At 60.8% G+C, this 21,765-nt stretch carries 21 protein-coding genes; 17 read left to right on the forward strand and 4 right to left on the reverse strand.

Annotated elements, in window-relative coordinates:
• Positions 1-66: 66 nt before the first annotated feature.
• Positions 67-693 (forward strand): LysE family translocator, encoded by a 627-nt coding sequence (locus L6D63_RS20640; RefSeq protein ID WP_003223174.1) that lies wholly within the window; start codon positions 67-69, stop codon positions 691-693.
• Positions 694-876: 183 nt separating this feature from the next.
• Here the strand turns inward: L6D63_RS20640 and uraH are convergent, their stop codons facing one another.
• Positions 877-1,230: a hydroxyisourate hydrolase gene (uraH, locus tag L6D63_RS20645; RefSeq protein WP_007913983.1), complete on the reverse strand. Its 354-nt coding sequence runs from the start codon at positions 1,228-1,230 to the stop codon at positions 877-879.
• Between the two features lie 420 nt (positions 1,231-1,650).
• On the opposite strand from uraH, the gene puuE reads away from it, so the two are divergent.
• The 8 genes from puuE to L6D63_RS20685 all read left to right on the forward strand — a co-directional run bounded on the left by puuE (position 1,651) and on the right by L6D63_RS20685 (position 9,857).
• The gene (gene puuE / locus L6D63_RS20650) at positions 1,651-2,577 is read left to right on the forward strand and encodes an allantoinase PuuE (RefSeq protein ID WP_047292947.1); all 927 of its coding nucleotides are present in this window, start codon (positions 1,651-1,653) and stop codon (positions 2,575-2,577) included.
• Complete coding sequence (uraD, locus tag L6D63_RS20655) at positions 2,574-3,089, forward strand: 2-oxo-4-hydroxy-4-carboxy-5-ureidoimidazoline decarboxylase (protein ID WP_047292945.1); 516 nt, start codon at positions 2,574-2,576, stop codon at positions 3,087-3,089. The genes puuE and uraD overlap by 4 nt, the downstream gene beginning before the upstream one ends.
• 88 nt (positions 3,090-3,177) lie before the next feature.
• On the forward strand, positions 3,178-4,173 hold the full coding sequence (gene alc, locus L6D63_RS20660) for an allantoicase (protein WP_007960036.1): 996 nt from the start codon (positions 3,178-3,180) through the stop codon (positions 4,171-4,173).
• Between the two features lie 157 nt (positions 4,174-4,330).
• Positions 4,331-4,834 (forward strand): ureidoglycolate lyase, encoded by a 504-nt coding sequence (locus tag L6D63_RS20665; protein ID WP_041068829.1) that lies wholly within the window; start codon positions 4,331-4,333, stop codon positions 4,832-4,834.
• Between the two features lie 51 nt (positions 4,835-4,885).
• Positions 4,886-6,202, forward strand: a complete 1,317-nt coding sequence (locus tag L6D63_RS20670; protein WP_041068826.1) for a urate hydroxylase PuuD — start codon at positions 4,886-4,888, stop codon at positions 6,200-6,202.
• 192 nt (positions 6,203-6,394) lie between these two features.
• Positions 6,395-7,753, forward strand: a complete 1,359-nt coding sequence (locus L6D63_RS20675; protein ID WP_047292943.1) for a nucleobase:cation symporter-2 family protein — start codon at positions 6,395-6,397, stop codon at positions 7,751-7,753.
• Positions 7,754-7,912: 159 nt separating this feature from the next.
• Entirely contained in the window at positions 7,913-8,698 is a 786-nt protein-coding gene (locus L6D63_RS20680) for an outer membrane protein OmpK (protein WP_047292942.1), read from the forward strand.
• A gap of 373 nt (positions 8,699-9,071) precedes the next feature.
• Positions 9,072-9,857 (forward strand): outer membrane protein OmpK, encoded by a 786-nt coding sequence (locus L6D63_RS20685; protein WP_041068818.1) that lies wholly within the window; start codon positions 9,072-9,074, stop codon positions 9,855-9,857.
• A 137-nt stretch (positions 9,858-9,994) separates the two neighbouring features.
• Here the strand turns inward: L6D63_RS20685 and L6D63_RS20690 are convergent, their stop codons facing one another.
• Together L6D63_RS20690 and L6D63_RS20695 are read right to left on the reverse strand one after the other, a co-directional pair.
• Complete coding sequence (locus L6D63_RS20690; RefSeq protein ID WP_047292941.1) at positions 9,995-11,167, reverse strand: patatin-like phospholipase family protein; 1,173 nt, start codon at positions 11,165-11,167, stop codon at positions 9,995-9,997.
• A gap of 35 nt (positions 11,168-11,202) precedes the next feature.
• Complete coding sequence (locus L6D63_RS20695; RefSeq protein WP_047292940.1) at positions 11,203-12,138, reverse strand: lipid A biosynthesis lauroyl acyltransferase; 936 nt, start codon at positions 12,136-12,138, stop codon at positions 11,203-11,205.
• Between the two features lie 117 nt (positions 12,139-12,255).
• On the opposite strand from L6D63_RS20695, the gene minC reads away from it, so the two are divergent.
• The 8 genes from minC (at position 12,256) to L6D63_RS20735 (ending at position 20,483) form a co-directional block, all read left to right on the forward strand.
• Entirely contained in the window at positions 12,256-12,993 is a 738-nt protein-coding gene (gene minC / locus L6D63_RS20700; protein WP_027613349.1) for a septum site-determining protein MinC, read from the forward strand.
• A 199-nt stretch (positions 12,994-13,192) separates the two neighbouring features.
• The gene (gene minD / locus L6D63_RS20705) at positions 13,193-14,005 is read left to right on the forward strand and encodes a septum site-determining protein MinD (protein ID WP_007960626.1); all 813 of its coding nucleotides are present in this window, start codon (positions 13,193-13,195) and stop codon (positions 14,003-14,005) included.
• A complete protein-coding gene (gene minE, locus L6D63_RS20710; RefSeq protein ID WP_003223146.1) occupies positions 14,005-14,259 on the forward strand; it encodes a cell division topological specificity factor MinE in 255 nt (84 codons plus the stop codon). Before minD ends, minE begins: the two co-directional genes overlap by 1 nt.
• Positions 14,260-14,383: 124 nt before the next feature.
• Positions 14,384-15,019: an RluA family pseudouridine synthase gene (locus L6D63_RS20715; RefSeq protein WP_007960625.1), complete on the forward strand. Its 636-nt coding sequence runs from the start codon at positions 14,384-14,386 to the stop codon at positions 15,017-15,019.
• A 178-nt stretch (positions 15,020-15,197) separates the two neighbouring features.
• Positions 15,198-16,487, forward strand: coding sequence for a M18 family aminopeptidase (locus tag L6D63_RS20720; protein ID WP_131670033.1), 1,290 nt, complete (start codon positions 15,198-15,200; stop codon positions 16,485-16,487).
• 196 nt (positions 16,488-16,683) lie between these two features.
• Positions 16,684-16,860 carry a hypothetical protein gene (locus L6D63_RS20725; protein ID WP_177327380.1) on the forward strand — a complete coding sequence of 59 codons (177 nt, stop codon included), beginning with the start codon at positions 16,684-16,686 and terminating at the stop codon, positions 16,858-16,860.
• Between the two features lie 77 nt (positions 16,861-16,937).
• Complete coding sequence (locus tag L6D63_RS20730) at positions 16,938-19,091, forward strand: mechanosensitive ion channel family protein (RefSeq protein WP_131670032.1); 2,154 nt, start codon at positions 16,938-16,940, stop codon at positions 19,089-19,091.
• Positions 19,092-19,157: 66 nt separating this feature from the next.
• Positions 19,158-20,483, forward strand: coding sequence for an amidohydrolase (locus tag L6D63_RS20735; protein WP_131670031.1), 1,326 nt, complete (start codon positions 19,158-19,160; stop codon positions 20,481-20,483).
• Positions 20,484-20,897: 414 nt separating this feature from the next.
• Here the strand turns inward: L6D63_RS20735 and L6D63_RS20740 are convergent, their stop codons facing one another.
• A complete protein-coding gene (locus L6D63_RS20740) occupies positions 20,898-21,611 on the reverse strand; it encodes a UTRA domain-containing protein (RefSeq protein ID WP_131670030.1) in 714 nt (237 codons plus the stop codon).
• Positions 21,612-21,765 lie beyond the last annotated feature (154 nt).

Here is a 21,765-nt window from a genome sequence, read left to right on the forward strand (position 1 = left end):
CCAGCCTCACCCTCACGGGTGGGGCTTTTGCACATTCTTGAGTACAACAAAAAAAGGAGCAAAGTGATGAGTCTGGAAACCTGGCTGCTGTTCAGCGGCGCTGCATTGGTGGTGATCCTGATTCCGGGGCCGCTGTCTTTGCTGATGATCAGCAACAGTCTGAACTACGGCTTGCGCCGCTCTTACCCGGCGTTTCTCGGCGGCGTGATCGCCTCGATCTGCCTGCTCAGCGCGTCGGCGCTGGGGCTTGGCGCTCTGCTGCTGGCGTCAGAACAGTTGTTCAGCGCCCTGAAAATCGTCGGCGCGCTGTACCTGTTCTACCTCGCCTGGCAGAGCTGGCAGCAATCGCGTCAGCCAGCGGTGGGCGCCGAAGTGCCGCAGGCCGCACCGGTGCCACGTTTCCGCACCCTATTCGGCCGCGCGTTTGTGCTGGGCGCGAGCAATCCGAAGGACATTCTGTTTTTCGCTGCGTTTCTGCCGCAGTTCCTCAGCGCGCAACAACCGTTCTTGCCGCAGTTACTGATCATGATCGCGACCTGGGTGGTGCTCGACCTGTGCTGCAAACTGGCTTACGGGCTGGGTGCGCATGGTGCGGCGCGCTATTTGCGTAGCGGCAAGGGGCAGAGCTGGTTCAACCGGGTGAGTGCCGGGTTGTTCAGTGGTGCGGGCGCTGCGTCGCTGTTGAGCCGTTAAAGAGCAAAAGATCGCAGCCTGCGGCAGCTCCTACAGTTTGGAATGCAATCCTCTGTAGGAGCTGCCGCAGGCTGCGATCTTTTGACTTTAAGGCAGACAAAAAAAAGCCCGCAGTGTGAGCGGGCGAAAGACCAAAGAAGCTATATGCGCAGTCGCTTCCCGGTGGGGGCAGCTGCTTGGGGGTCAGCTGCCCCGGTAGGTGGAATAGCTGTAAGGCGAGATCAGCAGTGGCACGTGGTAGTGATCCTGTTCGGCAGAGATGCCGAAACGCAGCACCACCACGTCGAGGAACGCCGGTTCCGGCAGTTGCACGCCACGGGCGCGGTAGTAATCGCCGGCGTGGAACTGCACCTGATAGACCCCGGTGCGGTAGTCATCGCCTTGCAGCAGCGGCGCATCGACCCGGCCATCGCTGTTGGTAACGGCACTGGCGACCAATTCCAGATGCGAACCTTCAACGCGGTACAGCTCGACCTTGATCGAACTGCCCGGGCAACCGTGTGCAGCGTCCAAAACGTGTGTTGTCAAACGTCCCATTGATTCTGCGCGCCTGGCCGCAAAGAGCAGTCAGACTTCGCGCCTCCCGAAGTCAGGTAAAAGGAGACCGCACCGATTCGGAGCACGAAAAGCTGCGGCGAGCGACTGATTAAGACACTTTTCAAAAAAATTGTACACAATAAAAACGACATTTTTCGCACCACCCCCGCCATTCGGGTGTTTCACCTTGATCTGCCCCTCAAGCGCCAGAGTATTGAACCTCACAGCCATTAGCTGACTGATCAGGCAGGTTTCTTGCAGGCTCACGCCATTAGCAGCAAAAGATGACAGTCGGTGAAAAATGCAAAAATTCAGGCTTACAAATTGCGAATAAAGTTGTATACAATCAGCCCATCGCTGTGACGCCAGCCTGCGCAGGCCGTTACACAAACCTGTCAACGAATAAGAAGGAAGACTGCAGTGAGCGCTGACTACCCACGCGACCTGATCGGTTACGGCAGTAACCCTCCTCACCCACACTGGCCGGGCAACGCGCGCATCGCGCTGTCCTTCGTGCTCAACTACGAAGAAGGCGGCGAGCGCAACATCCTGCATGGCGACAAAGAATCCGAAGCCTTCCTCTCGGAAATGGTTGCTGCCCAGCCGCTGCAAGGCGCGCGCAACATGAGCATGGAATCGCTTTACGAGTATGGCAGCCGTGCCGGCGTCTGGCGGATCCTGAAACTGTTCAAGGAATTCGACATTCCGCTGACCATTTTCGCCGTGGCCATGGCCGCCCAGCGCCACCCGGATGTGATCCGCGCGATGGTCGAAGCCGGCCACGAGATCTGCAGCCACGGCTACCGCTGGATCGACTACCAGTACATGGATGAGGCGCAGGAGCGCGAGCACATGCTCGAAGCGATCCGCATCCTCACCGAACTCACCGGCGAACGCCCACTGGGCTGGTACACCGGCCGCACCGGCCCGAACACCCGGCGCCTGGTGATGGAAGAAGGCGGTTTCCTTTACGACTGCGACACCTACGACGACGACCTGCCCTACTGGGAACCGAACAACCCGACCGGCAAGCCGCACCTGGTGATCCCGTACACCCTCGACACCAACGACATGCGCTTCACCCAGGTGCAGGGTTTCAACAAGGGCGACGATTTCTTCGAATACCTCAAAGACGCGTTCGACGTGCTCTACGCCGAGGGCGCCGAAGCGCCGAAGATGCTTTCGATCGGTCTGCACTGCCGCCTGATCGGTCGTCCGGCGCGTCTGGCGTCGCTCAAGCGCTTCATCGAATACGCCAAAAGTCATGAACAGGTGTGGTTCAGCCGTCGCGTCGATATTGCGCGCCACTGGCACGAAACCCATCCGTATCAAGGGGCCACAAAATGAGCCGCTTTCAAACCCTGCAACCGTCGACCCTGAGCCGCGACGCTTTCGTCAACGCTTTCGCCGACATCTACGAACATTCGCCATGGGTGGCCGAGAAGGCCTACGACCTGGGCGCGGACGCTTCGATCGACGAGATCGAAACCCTGCACCAGCGCATGAGCGACATCCTGTTGAGCGCCGATCACGCCAGCCAGCTTGCGCTGATCAACGCTCACCCGGACCTGGCCGGCAAAGCCGCCGTCCAGGGCCAACTGACCGAAGCCAGCACCAATGAACAGGCTGGCGCCGGTATTCACCAATGCACGGCCGAAGAGTTCCAGCGCTTCACCGAGCTGAACGACGCCTACAAGGCCAAGTTCAAGTTTCCCTTCATCATGGCGGTAAAAGGCAGCAACCGGCATCAGATCCTCGCGGCGTTCGAAACGCGCATTCACAACTCGGTCGACACCGAATTCAAATGCGCGCTGGCGGAGATCAACAAGATCGCCCTGTTCCGTTTACTGACTCTCTAGCGAAGCCTGGCCCGAGTGCGTCAAACGCGGAGAGCACCCAGGGCCTTGCAAGCATCCCCAGCCAACTTATTAAAGGCAGACAAGAAGAATGAAAGCTTACGCCGTACCTTTCGAGAAGTTCGTCAACCTGGCCGATGCCCGTCTGGGCACCAAAATCATCTCGGTCACCGATGACTGGTTCGCAGACGCCAATCGTCTGTTTCAGCCGACCCCGGCCGTGTGGAAGGAGGGTGTGTTCGACGACAACGGCAAGTGGATGGATGGCTGGGAATCGCGCCGCAAGCGCTTCGAAGGCTACGACAGCGCGGTAATCCGCCTGGGCGTACCAGGTTCGATCAAAGGCGTGGACATCGACACTTCATTCTTCACCGGCAACTTCCCGCCATCGGCCTCGCTGGAAGCGTGCTTCCTGGCCTCCGGCGAGCCGGACGAAAACACCCAGTGGACTGAAGTGCTGTCGGCCGTCGAGCTGCAGGGCAACAGCCACCACTACCATGAAATCAGCAACGACAAAGCGTTCAGCCACCTGCGCTTTAACATCTACCCGGACGGCGGTGTCGCCCGTCTGCGCGTGTACGGCATTCCGTTCCGCGACTGGTCCGCAGTTGGCGACAACGAGCAAGTCGACCTGGCAGCAGCCCTCAACGGTGGCCGCGCCCTCGCCTGCTCCGACGAACACTTCGGCCGCATGAGCAACATCCTCAACCCGGGCCGTGGCATCAACATGGGCGACGGCTGGGAAACCGCACGTCGTCGCACGCCAGGCAATGACTGGGTGATCGTCGCGCTGGGCCACCCGGGCGAGATCGAAAAAATCATCGTCGACACCCTGCATTTCAAGGGCAACTACCCGGACACCTGCTCGATCCAGGGCGCGTTCGTCAAGGGCGGCACCGACAGCCAGATCGAAACCCAGTCCCTGTTCTGGCGCGAACTGCTGCCGAGCCAGAAACTGGAAATGCACGCCGAGCACACCTTCGTCGAGCAGATCAAGGCACTGGGCCCGATCACCCACATCCGTCTGAACGTGTTCCCGGATGGTGGTGTGAGTCGCCTGCGCGTTTTGGGCAAGGTCGCGAAGTAATGCTGAGCCTGTAGGAGCTGCCGCAGGCTGCGATCTCTTGATCTTGATCTTGATCTTAAAAAACAAAGTCAAAAGATCGCAGGCTTCGCCAGCTCCTACAGGGATCGCGCAAGACGCACTGACAAGTTGAACAACACAGAATTCGGATAAGAACAGCATGCGCACACTACAGATTGAACCGCTGACCAAAGAAGCCTTCGCCCCCTTCGGTGACGTGATCGAAACCGACGGCAGCGACCACTTCATGATCAATAACGGTTCGACCATGCGCTTCCACAAACTGGCGACGGTCGAAACCGCTACGCCTGAGGACAACGCGATCATCAGCATCTTCCGCGCCGACGCGCAGGACATGCCGTTGACCGTGAGCATGCTGGAACGCCATCCGCTGGGCAGCCAGGCTTTCATTCCGCTGCTCGGCAACCCCTTTCTGATCGTGGTCGCGCCACTTGGCGATGTACCTGTATCAGGCTTGGTCCGCGCCTTCGTCACCAACGGCAGGCAGGGCATCAATTACCATCGCGGCGTCTGGCACCACCCGGTGCTGACGATCGAAAAGCGGGATGACTTCCTGGTGGTTGATCGCAGTGGCACAGGCAATAACTGCGATGAGCATTTTTTCAAAGAGGATGAGCGGTTGATCCTCGCCCCCCACCAATAAGAGAAGGTCTGATCACTCGACAACAAGAGTGACAGGCGAGAGGTAAAGACTGTGGAAGCACATCTGTTGGAATGGCTGAACCTGAGCGTGCGCTGGGTTCACATGATCACTGGCGTGGCCTGGATCGGCGCGTCGTTCTACTTCGTCTGGCTGGAGAACAACCTCAACCGCGTCAACCCGAAAACCGGTCTGGCCGGCGATCTGTGGGCGATCCACGGCGGCGGTATCTATCACCTGGAAAAATACAAACTGGCCCCACCGTCGATGCCGGAGAACCTGCACTGGTTCAAATGGGAAGCCTACTTCACCTGGATGTCGGGGATCGCGCTGCTGTGCGTGGTGTTCTACTCCAACCCCGTGCTCTACCTCGTGGCACCCGGCAGCGGCCTGACCGGCCCTGAAGGCGTGGCCATCGGCATCGGTTCGCTGATCGCCGGCTGGTTCATCTACGACTTCCTTTGCGATTCGGCCCTTGGCAAGAAACCGGCCCTGCTCGGCTTCATCCTGTTCGTGCTGATCATCGGCGCGGCGTATGGCTTCAGCAAAGTGTTCAGCGGTCGTGGAGCGTACCTGCACGTCGGCGCGATCATCGGCACCATCATGGTCGGCAACGTGTTCCGCATCATCATGCCGGCGCAGCGTGCACTGGTGGCGGCGATTGCCGAGAACCGCACGCCGGACCCGGCGCTGCCCGCCAAAGGCCTGCTGCGTTCGCGTCACAACAACTACTTCACCCTGCCGGTGCTGTTCATCATGATCAGCAACCACTTCCCGAGCACTTATGGCAGCCAGTACAACTGGTTGATCCTGGCCGGGATCGCGGTGTTGGCGGTGTTGGTACGTCACTATTTCAACACCCGTCACGACAGCCACAAGTTTGCCTGGACCCTGCCCGTGGCAGCGGTGGGCATGATCACCCTGGCGTACGTCACCGGCCCGGCGCCGATGCCGACCGCACCGGACGTGGCCAAGGCACCCGCGAAAATCGAGTACCAACCGCTGCCGGAAACGGCACTGGGCGGTGGCGCGAAACCGGCTGAAGCGGCGGCACCTGCGGCGCCAGCAGCAGCCCCGGCTGCGGCACCGGCGCAAGCGTCCAACGCCGGTCCGGCCTTCGACAAGGTGCACAACGTGATCCAGGAACGCTGCGCGGTTTGCCACTCGGCCAAACCGACCAGCCCGTTGTTCAGCGCGGCACCGGCCGGTGTGATGTTCGACACCCCCGAGCAGATCCGTCAGAACGCGGCGCGGATCCAGGCGCAAGCCATCACCACGCAGATCATGCCACTGGGCAACATCACACAGATGACCCAGCAGGAACGTGACCTGATCGGTGCATGGATCGCGCAGGGAGCCCAGACCAACTAAGCAACACAAATTGTGGCGAGGGAGCTTGCTCCCGCTGGGTCGCGAAGCGGCCCCTCTCTTTGCCTGAAGAGCAGGGACTGCTACGCAGTCCAGCGGGAGCAAGCTCCCTCGCCACAGACCTGATGCAAAGAAACAGCTGTGAGCAACCCGACAGCTGTTAATCACAAGAATAAAAAAGATCCGAGGTGTTGCATGTCCGAGCTGTCCAAAGCGCGCATCCCCGACGCACCCGCCATTCAGCGTTTGCCCCTTTTGCAACTGATCCTGGTCGGTTTGCAACATGTTCTGCTGATGTACGGCGGTGCCATCGCGGTGCCGTTGATCATCGGACAGGCCGCTGGCCTGAGTCGTGAAGAAATCGCCTTCCTGATCAACGCCGACCTGCTGGTCGCCGGTATCGCCACCATCGTCCAGTCGCTCGGGATCGGCCCGATGGGCATCCGCATGCCGGTGATGATGGGCGCCAGTTTCGCGGCGGTCGGCAGTATGGTCGCCATGGCCGGCATGCCCGGTATCGGTCTGCAAGGGATCTTCGGTGCGACCATCGCCGCCGGTTTCTTCGGCATGCTGATCGCGCCGTTCATGTCCAAAGTCGTGCGTTTCTTCCCGCCGCTGGTGACTGGCACGGTCATCACTTCGATCGGTCTGTCGCTGTTCCCCGTGGCCGTGAATTGGGCCGGTGGCGGAGCCGCCGCGGCGCAATTCGGTTCACCGATTTATCTGGCCATCGCCGCGCTGGTGCTGGCGACCATTTTGCTGATCCACCGCTTCATGCGCGGTTTCTGGGTCAATATTTCCGTGCTGATCGGCATGTGCCTGGGCTACGTGCTCTGCGGCGCCATCGGCATGGTCGACCTGAGCGGCATGGCCAACGCGCCATGGGTTCAGTTCGTCACCCCGCTGCACTTCGGCATGCCGAAATTCGAATTGGCGCCGATCCTGTCGATGTGTCTGGTGGTGGTGATCATCTTCGTCGAGTCCACCGGGATGTTCCTCGCGCTGGGCAAGATCACCGGTCAGGAAGTCTGCCCACGCATGCTGCGTCGCGGCCTGCTGTGCGATGCCGGCGCCTCGTTCGTCGCCGGTTTCTTCAACACCTTTACCCACTCCTCGTTCGCACAGAACATCGGCCTGGTGCAGATGACTGGCGTGCGCTGCCGCTCGGTGACCATCGTCGCCGGTGGCCTGCTGATCGTGCTGAGCCTGCTGCCGAAAGCGGCGTTCCTCGTCGCGTCTATTCCACCGGCAGTGCTGGGTGGCGCGGCGATTGCGATGTTCGGCATGGTCGCTGCCACCGGGATCAAGATTCTTCAGGAAGCCGACATCGGTGACCGTCGCAACCAGTTGCTGGTGGCAGTGAGCATCGGCATGGGCCTGATCCCGGTGGTGCGTCCGGAGTTCTTCGCGCATCTGCCGCTGTGGATGAGCCCGATCACTCACAGCGGTATCGCCATGGCCACGCTCAGCGCACTGACCCTGAACCTGCTGTTCAACATCCTCGGCGGCGCCGAACGCGCCGCGATCAACGACTGCCACGCACATCAGCATTAACCAAGTCACCACAAAACCTTGTGGGAGCGAGCCTGCTCGCGAAAGCGTTGTGTCATTCAACAGTGATGGCGACTGACACGCCCTCTTCGCGAGCAGGCTCGCACCCACAGGGGACGTGCAACACCCTGCCTCAACAATAAAAACAAGAGGGAGCAACCGATGATTCGCACGCAAACCAACGTTCTGTTGAGTGGCGGCCTGCTGGCCGCGAGTCAGGCCATGGCCGGCGATTTACTGCTGTGGCAGACCAACAGCCTGAGCTACCTGTACGGCAAGAACTTCGCGATCAACCCGTCGATCCAGCAGACGGTGACGTTCGAGCACGCCGACAAGTGGAAGTACGGCGACAACTTCCTGTTTGTCGACAAGATCTTCTACAACGGCCAGGAAGACCGCAACAAAGGCCCGCACACCTTCTACGGCGAATTCACCCCACGCTTCTCGTTCGGCAAGATCTTCGACCGGAGAATCGAATTCGGCCCGATCAAGGACGTGCTACTGGCGATGACCTACGAGTACGGCGAAGGCGACAGCGAAGCCTACCTGATCGGCCCCGGCTTCGACCTGAAAGTGCCCGGCTTCAACTACGTGACCCTGAACATTTTCCGCCGCCAGACCGAAGGCCCGCGCCCCGGCGACGGCGTCTGGCAGATCACCCCGGGCTGGTCGTACAGCGTGCCGCTGGGCAACTCCGACCTGCTGATCGACGGCTATCTGGACTGGGTGGTCGACAACGATCAGAACTCGCGCGGCACTTACCACGCCAACCTGCACATCAATCCGCAGATCAAATACGACCTCGGCAAAGCCTTGGGCTGGAGCCAGAAGCAGCTGTACGTCGGCACCGAATACAGCTACTGGAAGAACAAATATGGCGTCGAAAGCAGTCACAACCTCGACACCAACCAGAACACCGCCAGCCTGCTGGTGAAGGTGCACTTCTGAGATGGCCCGCAACCGTGCCCCATACCTGTCGTCGGTGCTCTGTTGCGGGGCACTTGAGAGCTGGCCGAGGAGTCAGTATTCTCCGCGGCCTCTTGAATTCGGTCTAAAAAAAAGCCCGGATTTAATTCCTGACCGACAGGCCAACTTATCCCGGCCCCGGCCAGTACCGAGGCATCCCGAAAACACGCGCAATCGACTGTTTTTCAGCAGCCGAACGGGCGTTTTTTTGCTTTTCGAAAGCGTTGGCCCAGCTCTTGCTATCACCAGCGAAGCTGACCGATCGGATGACTTTTGCAGCAACGAAAAAAGGCGCCACACCAGAGCGCCGATCTTAAAAAAATAAACGTGGAACACCTACTTTGGGAGCAACCGAATGAAACGTATGTGCACCAGCCTGATGCTCGCGGGATCGATGCTGGCCGGCGGCCAGGCCATGGCCGATGGCCTGCTGCAATGGCAGAACAACAGCCTGACCTATCTCTACGGCAAAGACTTCAAGGTCAACCCGGCGATCCAGCAGACCGTCACCTTCGAGCACGCCGATGCCTGGAAGTACGGGGATAACTTCCTGTTCATCGACAAGATCTTCTACAACGGCAAACCAGACGGCGGCGTCGGCAACAACACCTATTACGGTGAGTTCCAGCCGCGCATCTCGCTGGGCAAAGTCCTCGACCAGAAGCTCGAGTTCGGTCCGATCAAAGACGTGCTGCTGGCGATGACTTACGAGTTCGGTGAAGGCGACGTCGAGTCGTACCTGATCGGTCCTGGCTTCGACCTGGCGATCCCGGGTTTCGACTACTTCCAGCTGAACTTCTACCAGCGCCACACCGACGGCTCGCGTCCGGGTGACAACGTCTGGCAGATCACCCCGGTCTGGTCCTACACCATCCCGGTCGGCAGCTCGAACGTGCTGATCGACGGTTACATGGACTGGGTGGTCGACAACGACGTCAACAGCAAAGGCGAATACCACGCCAACCTGCACTTCAACCCGCAGGTCAAATACGACCTGGGCAAGGCGCTGCATTTCGGCGAGAAGCAACTGTACGTCGGTGTTGAATACGACTACTGGAAAGACAAGTACGGGATCGACGACACCCGTGGCTTCACCACCAATCAGAACGTGACCAGCTTCCTGGTGAAGTTCCACTTCTGATCCTGGTATCGCTGGCGTCTGCAAGGACGCCTGCGCTGGCAAGCCAGCTCCCACAAGGTTATGTGTCGTTCACTTTTTTGTACCCATCCAAAAACCTGTGGGAGCTGGCTTGCCAGCGATTCGCCGTACCGCAAATCTCAGGCCGGAACCACCGACTCGGTGATCCCCAGAAACCGGCACAACTCCTCGCGCTTGGCCAACGCATCGCGCCGTCCCAGGTCGATCAGCTCGCTGCAATATCCCGCCTCGAACAGCAGATAACTCAGCACCCCTGCCCCACTGGTCTTGGTCGCCCCCGGGCCGCGCAGGAACAGACGCAACGCCGCCGGTAACTCCTGGCGATGCCGCGCGGCGATCTCGTCGATCGGCTGACTCGGCGCAATCACCAGCACGTCCACTGGCGCTACCCCCAGTTCGCGAGTCGGCACGCCATCGGGCATCAGTCGACTGAACTGGTTCAGACGCTGGAGCAACTCGATGTCGCTTTCCAGACTGTCAATGAACGTGCTGTTGAGCATGTGCCCGCCGATCTGCGCCAGGGTGGGTTGCTGACCGGTGTAGGCGCGTTCCAACGGCTGCTGCGGATCAAAACCGCGCGGGTTGCCGCTCACCCCCACCACCAGCACCCGACTCGCGCCTAGGTGCAGCGCCGGGCTGATCGGTGCCGATTGGCGGACTGCGCCGTCGCCGAAATATTCCTCACCGATTTTCACCGGGGCAAACAGCAACGGGATCGCCGAACTGGCCAGCAAATGGTCCACCGACAATTGCGCCGGCACGCCGATCCGTCGATGGCGCAACCACGCATCGATCGTGCCGCCGCCCTGATAAAAGGTCACCGCCTGCCCCGACTCGTAGCCGAACGCGGTTACCGCCACCGCATGCAACTGCTTGCGGGCGATGGATTCGGCGATGCCGGGCATGTGCAGTTTTTCATTGAGCAGGTCGCGCAGCGGCGAACTGTTGAGCAGCGCCACCGGCAGGTGTCGCCCCATACCCAGCAGGCTGTGACTGACAAAGCGGCTGGCCTGACGGATCACCCCCGGCCAGTCGCTGCGCAGCACCCGATGGCTGCGAAAACCTTGCCAGAACAGCGTGAGGCGTTCGATGGCCGCGCGAAAATCAGTGGCGCCACTGGCCAGGCTGACCGCATTGATCGCCCCGGCCGAGGTGCCGACGATCACCGGAAACGGATTGTCCGCGCCCAGCGGCAGCAATTCGGCAATCGCCGCCAGCACCCCCACCTGATATGCCGCCCGAGCCCCGCCGCCGGAAAGAATCAAACCTGTAACCGGTTCAGCTGGGCTCATCGCAACGCTCCGTGGTGCTTGAAAGGGTGAGTGAATCAGCCGCGCCGTTTCGGGTAAAGCTTCGGCTCGCCCGGTGGACGGCTCTTGAAGCGGCGATGCGCCCACAAGTATTGCTCAGGGCAGGCGCGCAAGGCGCTTTCCACCCACTGGTTGATGCGGATGCAGTCGGCCTCTTCAGTTTCACCCGGAAAGTCTTCCAGCGGCGGATGAATCACCAGCTTGTAACCGCTGCCGTCGGCCAGACGCTCCTGAGTGAACGGCACCACCAGCGCTTTACCCAACCGGGCGAATTTGGTGGTCGCGGTCACGGTCGCTGCCTGAATGCCGAACAGCGGCACAAAGATACTCTGCTTGGCGCCATAGTCCTGATCCGGCGCGTACCAGATCGCCCTGCCCGAACGCAGCAGCTTGAGCATGCCGCGCACGTCGTCACGCTCCACCGCCAGCGAATCGAGGTTGTGCCGCTCGCGGCCGCGACGCTGGACGAAGTCGAACAACGGGTTCTTGTGCTCGCGGTACATGCCGTCGATGGTGTGCTGCTGGCCGAGCAGTGCCGCACCGATTTCCAGGGTAGTGAAGTGCGCGGCCATGAGGATCACGCCTTTGCCTTCGCGCTGAGCCTTTTGCAAATGCTCCAGGCCTTCGACGTGAGCCAGTTTGGCCAGACGCTCACGGGACCACCACCAGCTCATCGCCATTTCAAAAAACGCGATGCCGGTGGAGGCGAAGTTTTCCTTGAGCAGACGCTTGCGCTCGGCGGCGGATTTTTCCGGGAAGCACAGCTCCAGATTGCGTTTGGCGATGCGCCGCCGGTCGCCGGCCACGCGATACATCACTGCGCCCAGCACACGACCGATCGTCAGTAACACCGCATAGGGCAACTGCACGACCAGCCACAACAGCCCCAGACCGCACCAGAGCGGCCAGAAGCGGGGAGAAAGATAGGCTCTTCGAAAACGCGGGCGATCCATTAAAGCTTCCGTAAATTCAGTGGCCGCGCATTCTACATCGTTCGACCCGGCTTGCGGCTCGCGGGCGTTCTCGTTATAAGTCTCGGCACTTTTAGTGACAAGCCGTTGTATGCCGATATGAGCCAAAACGAATCGCCAGACCGAGATCCCGTGTTCCAGTTGAAGGGCAGCATGCTGGCCATTACGGTGCTGGAACTGTCCCGCAACGACCTCGACAGCCTTGATCGGCAATTGGCCGCCAAAGTCGCCCAGGCACCGAATTTCTTCAGCAATGCGCCGCTGGTCCTGGCGCTGGACAAACTGCCGCCCGGCGAAGGCGCGGTCGATCTGCCCGGTCTGATGCGCGTGTGCCGCCAGCATGGTCTGCGCACCTTGGCGATCCGCGCCAGCCGTATCGAAGACATCGCCGCCGCCATCGCCATCGACATCCCGGTGCTGCCGCCGTCCGGTGCCCGTGAGCGGCCGCTGGAAGCCCCGGAACCGGAAGTCAAAAAGAAGCCGGAAAAGCCGCCGGAGCCGACGGTCAAACCGACCCGCGTCATCACCACGCCAGTACGTGGTGGCCAACAGATATACGCCCAGGGTGGCGATCTGGTCGTGGTGTCGTCGGTCAGTCCGGGGGCGGAACTTCTGGCCGATGGCAACATCCATGTATACGGCCCGATGCGCGGTCGCGCCTTGGCCGGCGTCAAAGGCGACACCAAGGCGCGGATTTTCTGTCAGCAATTGAGCGCTGAACTGATCTCCATCGCCGGGCATTACAAGGTTTCCGAAGATTTGCGCCGCGATCCACTGTGGGGCTCCGGTGTACAGGTCAGCCTGTCGGCCGACGTGTTGAACATCATTCGGCTTTAACGGATACTGCCGCATTTTCCAAGCATCTCTAAAACGTAGCGAAAACGGCTCAAACGAAGTAGGAAAAAGGATCAAGGAGCGTTTGCCCCCGGCAAGTGCGACTTGCACCGAATTCCAGCCAAGGCTGTCCGACTGCAGTAGTTTTCAAGAGATGTTTTTCAGGGGCTAAACAGTCCTTCTTCCTTAGGGGTGAAACACCTTGGCCAAGATTCTCGTGGTTACATCCGGCAAGGGTGGTGTGGGTAAGACCACCACCAGCGCCGCTATCGGTACCGGCCTCGCTCTGCGCGGCCACAAAACAGTGATCGTCGACTTCGACGTGGGCCTGCGTAACCTCGACCTGATCATGGGTTGCGAGCGTCGCGTGGTGTACGACTTCGTCAACGTGGTCAACGGCGAAGCCAACCTGCAGCAGGCCCTGATCAAAGACAAGCGCCTGGAAAACCTCTACGTACTGGCCGCCAGCCAGACCCGCGACAAAGACGCGCTGACCCAGGAAGGCGTGGAAAAAGTCCTGATGCAGTTGAAGGAAGACTTCGACTTCGTGGTCTGCGACTCCCCGGCAGGCATCGAGAAAGGCGCACACCTGGCGATGTACTTCGCCGATGAAGCGATCATCGTGACCAACCCGGAAGTGTCCTCGGTACGTGACTCGGACCGCATGCTCGGCCTGCTGGCCAGCAAATCGCGGCGTGCCGAACTCGGCGAAGAGCCGATCAAGGAACACCTCCTGCTGACCCGTTACAACCCGCAGCGTGTCAGCGATGGCGAAATGCTGGGCGTCGAAGACGTGAAGGAAATCCTGGCCGTGACCCTGCTGGGCGTCATCCCTGAGTCGCAGGCAGTCCTGAAGGCTTCCAACTCGGGTGTCCCGGTGATTCTCGACGACCAGAGCGATGCCGGTCAGGCCTACAGCGATGCCGTTGATCGTCTGCTGGGCAAAGAAAAAGAACATCGTTTCCTCGATGTTACGAAGAAGGGATTCTTCGAGCGCCTGTTTGGAGGTAGGTAATGAACCTTTTTGACTTCTTTCGTGCCAACAAAAAGCCAAGTACCGCCTCGGTAGCGAAAGAGCGTCTACAGATCATCGTGGCGCATGAGCGCGGCCAGCGCAGCACGCCGGATTACCTGCCAGCCTTGCAGAAGGAACTGGTCGACGTGATCCGCAAGTACGTCAACATCGGCAACGACGACGTACATGTTGCACTGGAAAGCCAGGGCAGTTGCTCGATTCTGGAACTCAACATCACCCTGCCTGATCGCTGAGTCGATCCGGCAGTCGCTACGGCGGCTCGGGCTGTTGATAACCCTGTAGGCGCTGCCGAAGGCTGCGCCTACAGGGTTATCAACAGTCTGAGCCGCCGTTGGCATTTGTTACGAGGCTGTTTTAATGCCGTTGTCCAACATCCGCATCATCCATCAGGACGCCGCTGTACTGGTGGTCGACAAGCCGACCTTGCTGCTCTCGGTGCCCGGTCGCGCCGACGACAACAAGGACTGCCTGATCACCCGCCTGCAGGAAAACGGCTACCCGGAGGCGCGTATCGTCCATCGCCTGGACTGGGAAACCTCCGGCATCATTCTGCTGGCCCGTGACGCCGACACCCACCGCGAACTGTCGCGACAGTTTCACGACCGCGAAACCGAAAAGGCCTACACCGCCCTGGCCTGGGGTCAGCCGGAACTGGACAGCGGCAGCATCGATTTGCCGCTGCGCTACGACCCACCGACCAAACCGCGCCACGTGGTCGACCACGAATTCGGCAAACACGCACTGACCTTCTGGCGCGTACTGGAACGTTGCGGCGACTGGTGCCGCGTCGAACTGACGCCAATCACCGGGCGCTCGCACCAGTTGCGCGTGCACATGCTGTCCATCGGGCACCCGTTGCTGGGCGACGGGCTCTACGCCCACGAACAGGCCCTCGCCGCCTGGCCGCGCCTGTGCCTGCACGCCAGCATGCTCAGCTTCACCCACCCGCAAACCGGCGAACGTCTGCGCTTCGAATGCCCGGCACCGTTCTGACAAGCACCACCGAGCCCATGTGGGAGCGAGCCTGCTCGCGAAAGCAATTGATCAGTCAGCATCAATGTTGAATGTCATAGCGCTTTCGCGAACAGGCTCGCTCCCACAGGGATCCTGTCCGGATTCAATTCCCCGGCCGATGCGTTAAACTCGCGCCCATTGCTGTCTGGAGCTTCTTATGCGCGAAGAGTTGAACCAAGGCCTGATCGACTTCCTCAAGGCCTCCCCTACCCCGTTCCACGCCACCGCCAGCCTTGTTCAGCGTCTGGAGGCCGCCGGTTACGTGCGCCTCGATGAGCGCGAGCCATGGACCACCGAGGCCAACGGCCGCTATTACGTCACCCGTAACGACTCCTCGATCGTCGCGATCAAAATGGGCCGCAACTCGCCGCTGCACGGCGGTATCCGCCTGGTCGGCGCCCACACCGACAGCCCGTGCCTGCGGGTCAAGCCGCAACCGGAACTGCAACGTCAGGGCTTCTGGCAACTGGGCGTTGAAGTGTACGGCGGCGCGCTGCTGGCGCCGTGGTTCGACCGCGACCTGTCGCTGGCCGGCCGCGTCACCTTCCGTCGCGACGGCAAGGTCGAAAGCCAGTTGATCGACTTCAAGGCACCGATCGCCATCATTCCCAACCTGGCGATTCACCTCAACCGTGAAGCCAACCAAGGCTGGGCGATCAACGCACAGACCGAGCTGCCGCCGATACTCGCGCAGTTCGCCGGTGACGAGCGCGTCGACTTCCGTGCGGTACTGACCGATCAACTGGCTCGCGAACACGGCCTGAACGCCGACGTGGTGCTGGATTATGAGCTGAGTTTCTACGACACCCAAAGCGCGGCGATCATCGGCCTGCATGGCGACTTCATCGCCGGCGCGCGCCTGGACAACTTGCTGTCCTGCTACGCCGGCCTGCAAGCCCTGCTCAGCGCCGACACCGAAGAAACCTGCGTGCTGGTGTGCAACGATCACGAAGAAGTCGGCTCCTGCTCGGCGTGCGGCGCCGATGGCCCGATGCTCGAACAGACCCTGCGCCGCCTGCTGCCGGAAGGCGACGAGTTCGTGCGCACCATTCAGAAATCGCTGCTGGTCTCGGCCGACAACGCCCACGGCGTACACCCCAACTACGCCGAGAAGCACGACGCCAACCACGGCCCGAAACTCAACGCCGGCCCGGTGATCAAGGTCAACAGCAACCAGCGCTACGCCACCAACAGCGAAACCGCCGGATTTTTCCGCCACCTGTGCATGGCCGAAGAAGTGCCGGTGCAGAGCTTCGTGGTACGCAGCGACATGGGTTGCGGTTCGACTATCGGCCCGATCACCGCCAGCCACCTGGGCGTGCGCACCGTCGATATCGGCCTGCCGACCTTCGCCATGCACTCGATCCGCGAACTGTGCGGCAGCCATGACCTGGCACACCTGGTCAAAGTGCTGAGCGCGTTCTACGCCTCCCGTGAATTGCCGTAATCGCTAAACGATCATCTCTCGGGATGATCACAAATCCCTGCAGGGGCTGCCGCAGGCTGCGATCTTTTGATCTTGTTTTTTGCAGTTCAAAAGCAAGATCAAAAGATCGCAGCCTGCGGCAGCTCCTACACAGATCAATACAGCTTCAATGAAACCGACCTAGACTTACATCATCCCCTTCGACAAGGCAGTCTCCATGATCTCGATGTCTTCGTTCCACGCCATGCTCGTCCCGATCCTGAGCGGGATGATCCTGCTGGCCATCGGCTTCAACTTCCGCGACAAGAACGCCGGCGTCTTCGCCATGTGGATCGGCATGCTGATGATCCTGGCGACCGTGGTCTACAAGATCCTCGCCAAACTCAACGAATAAATCCGCGCCCGGCTCGCATTGATTCTGACTGCCTCGTACACTCGCTCAATTCGCCCCTTTGCGAGGTTGACCGCCTAGTGTTCGCTCGTCTGTTTGCTCTGCCCTGCCTGTTCCTTGTCTGCCTGATGACGCTGCTGCCGCTGGCCCCTGCCCACGCGGTCGGCTTGCCGGGACTGCTCAACTCCACCAAGGCGCAGCCCGAGGCGCAGGAACCGTTGGGCCAGTCGCTGGATGAAGTCATCAAGTCGCTGGAAAACGACAAGCAACGCGCACAGTTGCTGAGCGATCTGAAAAAGCTGCGCGACGCCACCAAGAAAGCCCAGGTTTCACCGGAAGAAGGCGTGCTGGGCCTGATTGGCGGCACGCTGGCCAGTTTCGAGAAGCAGTTCTCCGGCGACGACAGTCCGCTGACCCGCTGGTCCGACGAGTTCGATCTGGCCAAGGACGAACTCGATAACCTGATGTTGCCAGCCAGCGAGTGGCTGCCGATCATCTTCGGCTTCGCGGTGATCCTGATGGTCTGGAGCCTGCTCGCCGCCGCGCTGATCTGGCTCGGTCACCGGGTGCGCATGCGCTTCGGCCTGACCGAAGAACTGCCGCAGCACCCCAAGGCCCTCGACATGCTGCGCTTCGCCCTGCGCAAGCTCGGGCCATGGCTGATCGCGTTGGTCATCACCGTTTACATGAGCTACGCGCTGCCGTCGTCATTGGGCAAGAGCCTGGCGATGGTGCTGGCGTATGCGCTGGTGGTCGGCACCTGTTTCTCGGCGATCTGCGTGATCGCCTTCTCGCTGCTCGACGGCCCGCACCGGCACCGGGCGCTGTACATCCTGCGGCATCAGGCGTTCCGTCCGTTATGGCTGATCGGCAGCTTCGCCGCGTTCGGTGAAGCGCTCAACGACCCGCGCCTGGTGGAAAGCCTCGGCGTGCATTTGGCGCACACCACCGCGACCGTCACCAATGTCCTCGCGGCGCTGTTCACCGGGCTGTTCATCCTGCGTTTCCGCCGGCCAATCGCCCATCTGATCCGCAACCAGCCATTGTCCCGTCGCCTGACCCGCCGCGCCCTCAGCGACACCATCGATATCCTCGGCACCTTCTGGTACGTGCCGGCGCTGGTGCTGGTCGGGATTTCGCTGTTCGCCACCTTCGTCTCCGCCGGCGACACCAGCACCGCCCTGCGCCAGTCACTGATCTGCACGGTGCTGCTGGTGATGTGCATGGTGATCAACGGTCTGGTGCGCCGGCACTCACTCAAACCGCAACGCGGGCCGAAGCGCCATGCCTTGTACTCCGAGCGCCTGAAAAGCTTCTTCTACACCCTCGCCCACCTGCTGGTGTGGCTGATCTTCATCGAGCTCGGCCTGCGCGTATGGGGCAAATCGCTGATCGGCTTTGCCGAGGGCGAAGGCCACGACGTCAGCGTCAAACTGTTCAGCCTGATCGGCACGCTGATTTTCTCCTGGCTGGTCTGGATCCTCGCCGACACCGCCGTGCATCACGCCCTCACCCGCTCGCGCAAAGGCCTGGCGAATGCCCGCGCGCAGACGATGATGCCGCTGATCCGCAACGTGCTGTTCGTGGCGATTTTCATCATTGCGCTGATCGTCGCCCTGGCGAACATGGGCATGAACGTCACGCCACTGCTGGCCGGTGCCGGTGTGATCGGCCTGGCCATCGGTTTCGGTGCGCAATCGCTGGTGGCGGATTTGATCACCGGCCTGTTCATCATCATCGAAGACTCGCTGGCCATTGATGACTACGTCGATGTCGGCGGGCATCTGGGCACTGTCGAAGGCCTGACCATCCGCACCGTGCGCCTGCGCGATATCGACGGCATCGTTCACACCATCCCGTTCAGCGAAATCAAAAGCATCAAGAACTACTCACGGGAATTCGGCTACGCGATCTTCCGCGTGGCGGTGCCGTACAACATGGAAATCGACGACGCGATCAAACTGATGCGCGAAGTCGGCCAGAAAATGCGCACCGACCCGCTGCAACGGCGCAACATCTGGTCGCCACTGGAGATCCAGGGCGTGGAGAGTTTCGAGTCCGGCAGCGCAATTTTGCGTGCGCGCTTCAAGACCGCGCCAATCAAGCAATGGGAAGTTTCCCGCGCGTTCAACCTGTCGCTCAAACGCCATCTGGACGAGGCCGGGCTCGATCTGGCGACTCCACGCATGAGCGTGCAGGTCATCACTGCCGGTGGTGGCCAGCCGAAGGAATAGCACTTCGCGCAGACACTCGGGTCACAGGCAGGGAGGCCAGAAAAACAATAACCATGGAGAAACCCGATGCAGCTGACACGTATCGCCCAGACTGTTCTGCTCACCCTGCTGGCCGGCACCGCCAGCGCCGCCACCCTGGACAGCACCCGCGAACAGATCGCCGCGCAAGCCAAGGCACTTGAACCGGAGCTGCTGGAAACCCGCCGCGACATCCACGCCCATCCGGAACTGGGCAACACCGAAACACGCACCTCTGAACTGGTCGCCAAACAGCTCAAGGCCATGGGCCTGGAAGTGAAAACCAACGTCGCCCGCACCGGCGTGGTCGCCATCCTCAAAGGCGCCCTGCCCGGCCCGACCGTGGCCTTGCGCGCCGACATGGACGCACTGCCGGTCAAGGAAGTCGCCGACCTGCCCTTCGCCTCGAAAGCCAAAGGCACCTACCTCGGCAAAGAAGTCGACGTGATGCACGCCTGCGGCCACGACGCCCACATTGCGATCCTGTTGAGCACGGCGAAAATCCTCACCGGTCTGCACGACACCCTGCCCGGCACCGTGGTGTTCTACTTCCAGCCCGCCGAAGAAGGCCCGAGCGACTTCATCCCCGACGGCAAGAACACCTGGGGCGCAAAAATGATGGTGCAGGAAGGCGTGATGAAATCACCCAAACCCGACGCCGTATTCGGTCTGCACGTCTGGGCCGGCGTTCCCGCCGGACAGATTGCCTACCGCCCCGGCGCCACCCTGGCCAGCTCCGACGACCTGCGCATCAAAATCCTCGGCAAACAAACCCACGCCGGCCGCCCGTGGGACGGCATCGACCCGATCACCGTCGGCGCACAAACCATCGTCGGCCTGCAAACCGTGGTCAGTCGGCGCACCGATATTTCGTCTTACCCGTCGGTGGTCAGCATCGGCACCATCAATGGTGGCACCCGCTACAACATCATTCCCGAGTCCGTGGACATGAGCGGCACCATCCGCTCCTACGACTACGGCATCCGCCAGAAACTCCACGCCGACGTACGCCAGACCATCGAAAACATCGCCGAAAGCGGCGGCGCGAAAGCCGACGTGACCATCATCGAAAAATACGACCCCACGATCAACAACCCGGCACTGACGGAAAAAATGCTGCCGACGTTGAAGTGGGCAGCCAAGGATGACGTGGTCAATGCGCCGCTGGTGGGCGGCGCGGAAGACTTCTCGTTCTTCGCCAAGGAAGTACCGGGGTTGTTCGTATTTCTCGGCGTCACACCACGGGATCAGGACATGAGCAAGGCCGCGCCGAATCACAATCCGGGGTTCTTTGTGGATGAGTCGGCGCTGGTGGTGGGCGTACGCACACTGGCCTCACTGGCAACAGACTACCTCTACACCAACACCCACTAACCTGAAGGAGCTGACGAGTGCAACGAGGCTGCGATCTTTTAGTGTGCTGAAGATCAAGATCAAAAGATCGCAGCCTTCGGCAGCTCCTACACAGGATGAGCGTTAGCTCGGCTGCAGCTCTTGATCTTGATCCACGGGCGACGTCGGAAGGCTGAGTGGAGGGATTGATCCGGGGTGGGAGCGCAGCGACCGTTTGGCGCAGCCAAACACAGCGAGAGGAGGTGCAGCGAAGCAAACCGTAGGCGCTGCCCCCGGAACAATCCCGGAGCGAAGGAACCCCGAGCCCCAGCGAGCGGGCCGAACGCAGGAGCAAGCGTTTTTGGTTACTTTTGAGGCGTTTGTCAAAAGTGACCCGCCGTAAGGGCGGAACCCTAAGCCGCCGTTACCGCAGCAACGGATATTCACCCAAAACGATCAAACCACATCAACCCCCACATGAATCGCATCATGCCGCCAAAACTCCAGATCACAATCAATCAACCGCTCATGCTGATCATAATTGACCCGAGCAATCCGTAACCCCGGACTCCCCACAGAAACCCGCAAAGCCGCCGCCGCATCCACCGCCAACGACGTCGGCACAATCTCGAACCGCACCCGCCCATAGTGCAAATCGTAATGCCGCGCATACAACTCGGTCATCGACTGATTCAAATCGAACCCCAGAATCCCCGGAAAATACTGCGGATTCAGATAATGCTCCACATACAGCACCAGCCGCCCGTCAATCCGCCGCGACCGGCAAATCTGGATCACGCTGGACAACGCCGGCAACTGCAACCACGCACACACCGCCGCCGAAGCCGGCTGCAGACGCGCGGAAATCACCTCGGTCGACGGCTCCCGGCCCTGCGCACTGACCATCGCGTGAAAGTGACTGCGCTGCATCAGGTTGTACGCCAGACGCGGCGGCGAAACGAACCAGCCACGGCGCTCCTCGCGATAAATCTGCCCCTGCGCCTCCAGCTGCAACAACGCTTCACGCACAGTAATGCGCGTAGTGCCGAACAACTCACTGAGCTTGCGCTCGGCCGGCAGCTTGCTGCCCGGCGCCAACAGGCCGTGATCGAGCTGCTCCTGCAGCACCTGGCCGATGGCTGTCACCGCTTTTGTTGCCTCATCGCGCATCAACGTTACCTATCTGGACTAGACCAGCACTGTTTCGGGGCAAAAACCGTACGGCCTGCAAGCCGTTTCCATGTCTTGCAAGCCTAGGCAGTGCAGATGACCGAGAGATGACAAACCCGCCCGACGGTCGCCCTCATGACTTGCAATACCTCGG

Origin of the sequence: Pseudomonas parakoreensis (assembly GCF_021602155.1) — a bacterium.
Classification (GTDB): Bacteria; Pseudomonadota; Gammaproteobacteria; order Pseudomonadales; family Pseudomonadaceae; genus Aquipseudomonas; species Aquipseudomonas parakoreensis.

Coding starts and splice junctions, on each gene's coding strand:
- L6D63_RS20640 (WP_003223174.1), top strand. CDS start 67: ATGAGTCTGGAAACCTGGCTGCTGTTCAGCGGCGCTGCATTGGTGGTG.
- uraH (WP_007913983.1), bottom strand. CDS start 1,230: ATGGGACGTTTGACAACACACGTTTTGGACGCTGCACACGGTTGCCCG.
- uraD (WP_047292945.1), top strand. CDS start 2,574: ATGAGCCGCTTTCAAACCCTGCAACCGTCGACCCTGAGCCGCGACGCT.
- alc (WP_007960036.1), top strand. CDS start 3,178: ATGAAAGCTTACGCCGTACCTTTCGAGAAGTTCGTCAACCTGGCCGAT.
- L6D63_RS20665 (WP_041068829.1), top strand. CDS start 4,331: ATGCGCACACTACAGATTGAACCGCTGACCAAAGAAGCCTTCGCCCCC.
- L6D63_RS20675 (WP_047292943.1), top strand. CDS start 6,395: ATGTCCGAGCTGTCCAAAGCGCGCATCCCCGACGCACCCGCCATTCAG.
- L6D63_RS20680 (WP_047292942.1), top strand. CDS start 7,913: ATGATTCGCACGCAAACCAACGTTCTGTTGAGTGGCGGCCTGCTGGCC.
- L6D63_RS20685 (WP_041068818.1), top strand. CDS start 9,072: ATGAAACGTATGTGCACCAGCCTGATGCTCGCGGGATCGATGCTGGCC.
- L6D63_RS20690 (WP_047292941.1), bottom strand. CDS start 11,167: ATGAGCCCAGCTGAACCGGTTACAGGTTTGATTCTTTCCGGCGGCGGG.
- L6D63_RS20695 (WP_047292940.1), bottom strand. CDS start 12,138: ATGGATCGCCCGCGTTTTCGAAGAGCCTATCTTTCTCCCCGCTTCTGG.
- minC (WP_027613349.1), top strand. CDS start 12,256: ATGAGCCAAAACGAATCGCCAGACCGAGATCCCGTGTTCCAGTTGAAG.
- minE (WP_003223146.1), top strand. CDS start 14,005: ATGAACCTTTTTGACTTCTTTCGTGCCAACAAAAAGCCAAGTACCGCC.
- L6D63_RS20715 (WP_007960625.1), top strand. CDS start 14,384: ATGCCGTTGTCCAACATCCGCATCATCCATCAGGACGCCGCTGTACTG.
- L6D63_RS20720 (WP_131670033.1), top strand. CDS start 15,198: ATGCGCGAAGAGTTGAACCAAGGCCTGATCGACTTCCTCAAGGCCTCC.
- L6D63_RS20725 (WP_177327380.1), top strand. CDS start 16,684: ATGATCTCGATGTCTTCGTTCCACGCCATGCTCGTCCCGATCCTGAGC.
- L6D63_RS20735 (WP_131670031.1), top strand. CDS start 19,158: ATGCAGCTGACACGTATCGCCCAGACTGTTCTGCTCACCCTGCTGGCC.
- L6D63_RS20740 (WP_131670030.1), bottom strand. CDS start 21,611: ATGCGCGATGAGGCAACAAAAGCGGTGACAGCCATCGGCCAGGTGCTG.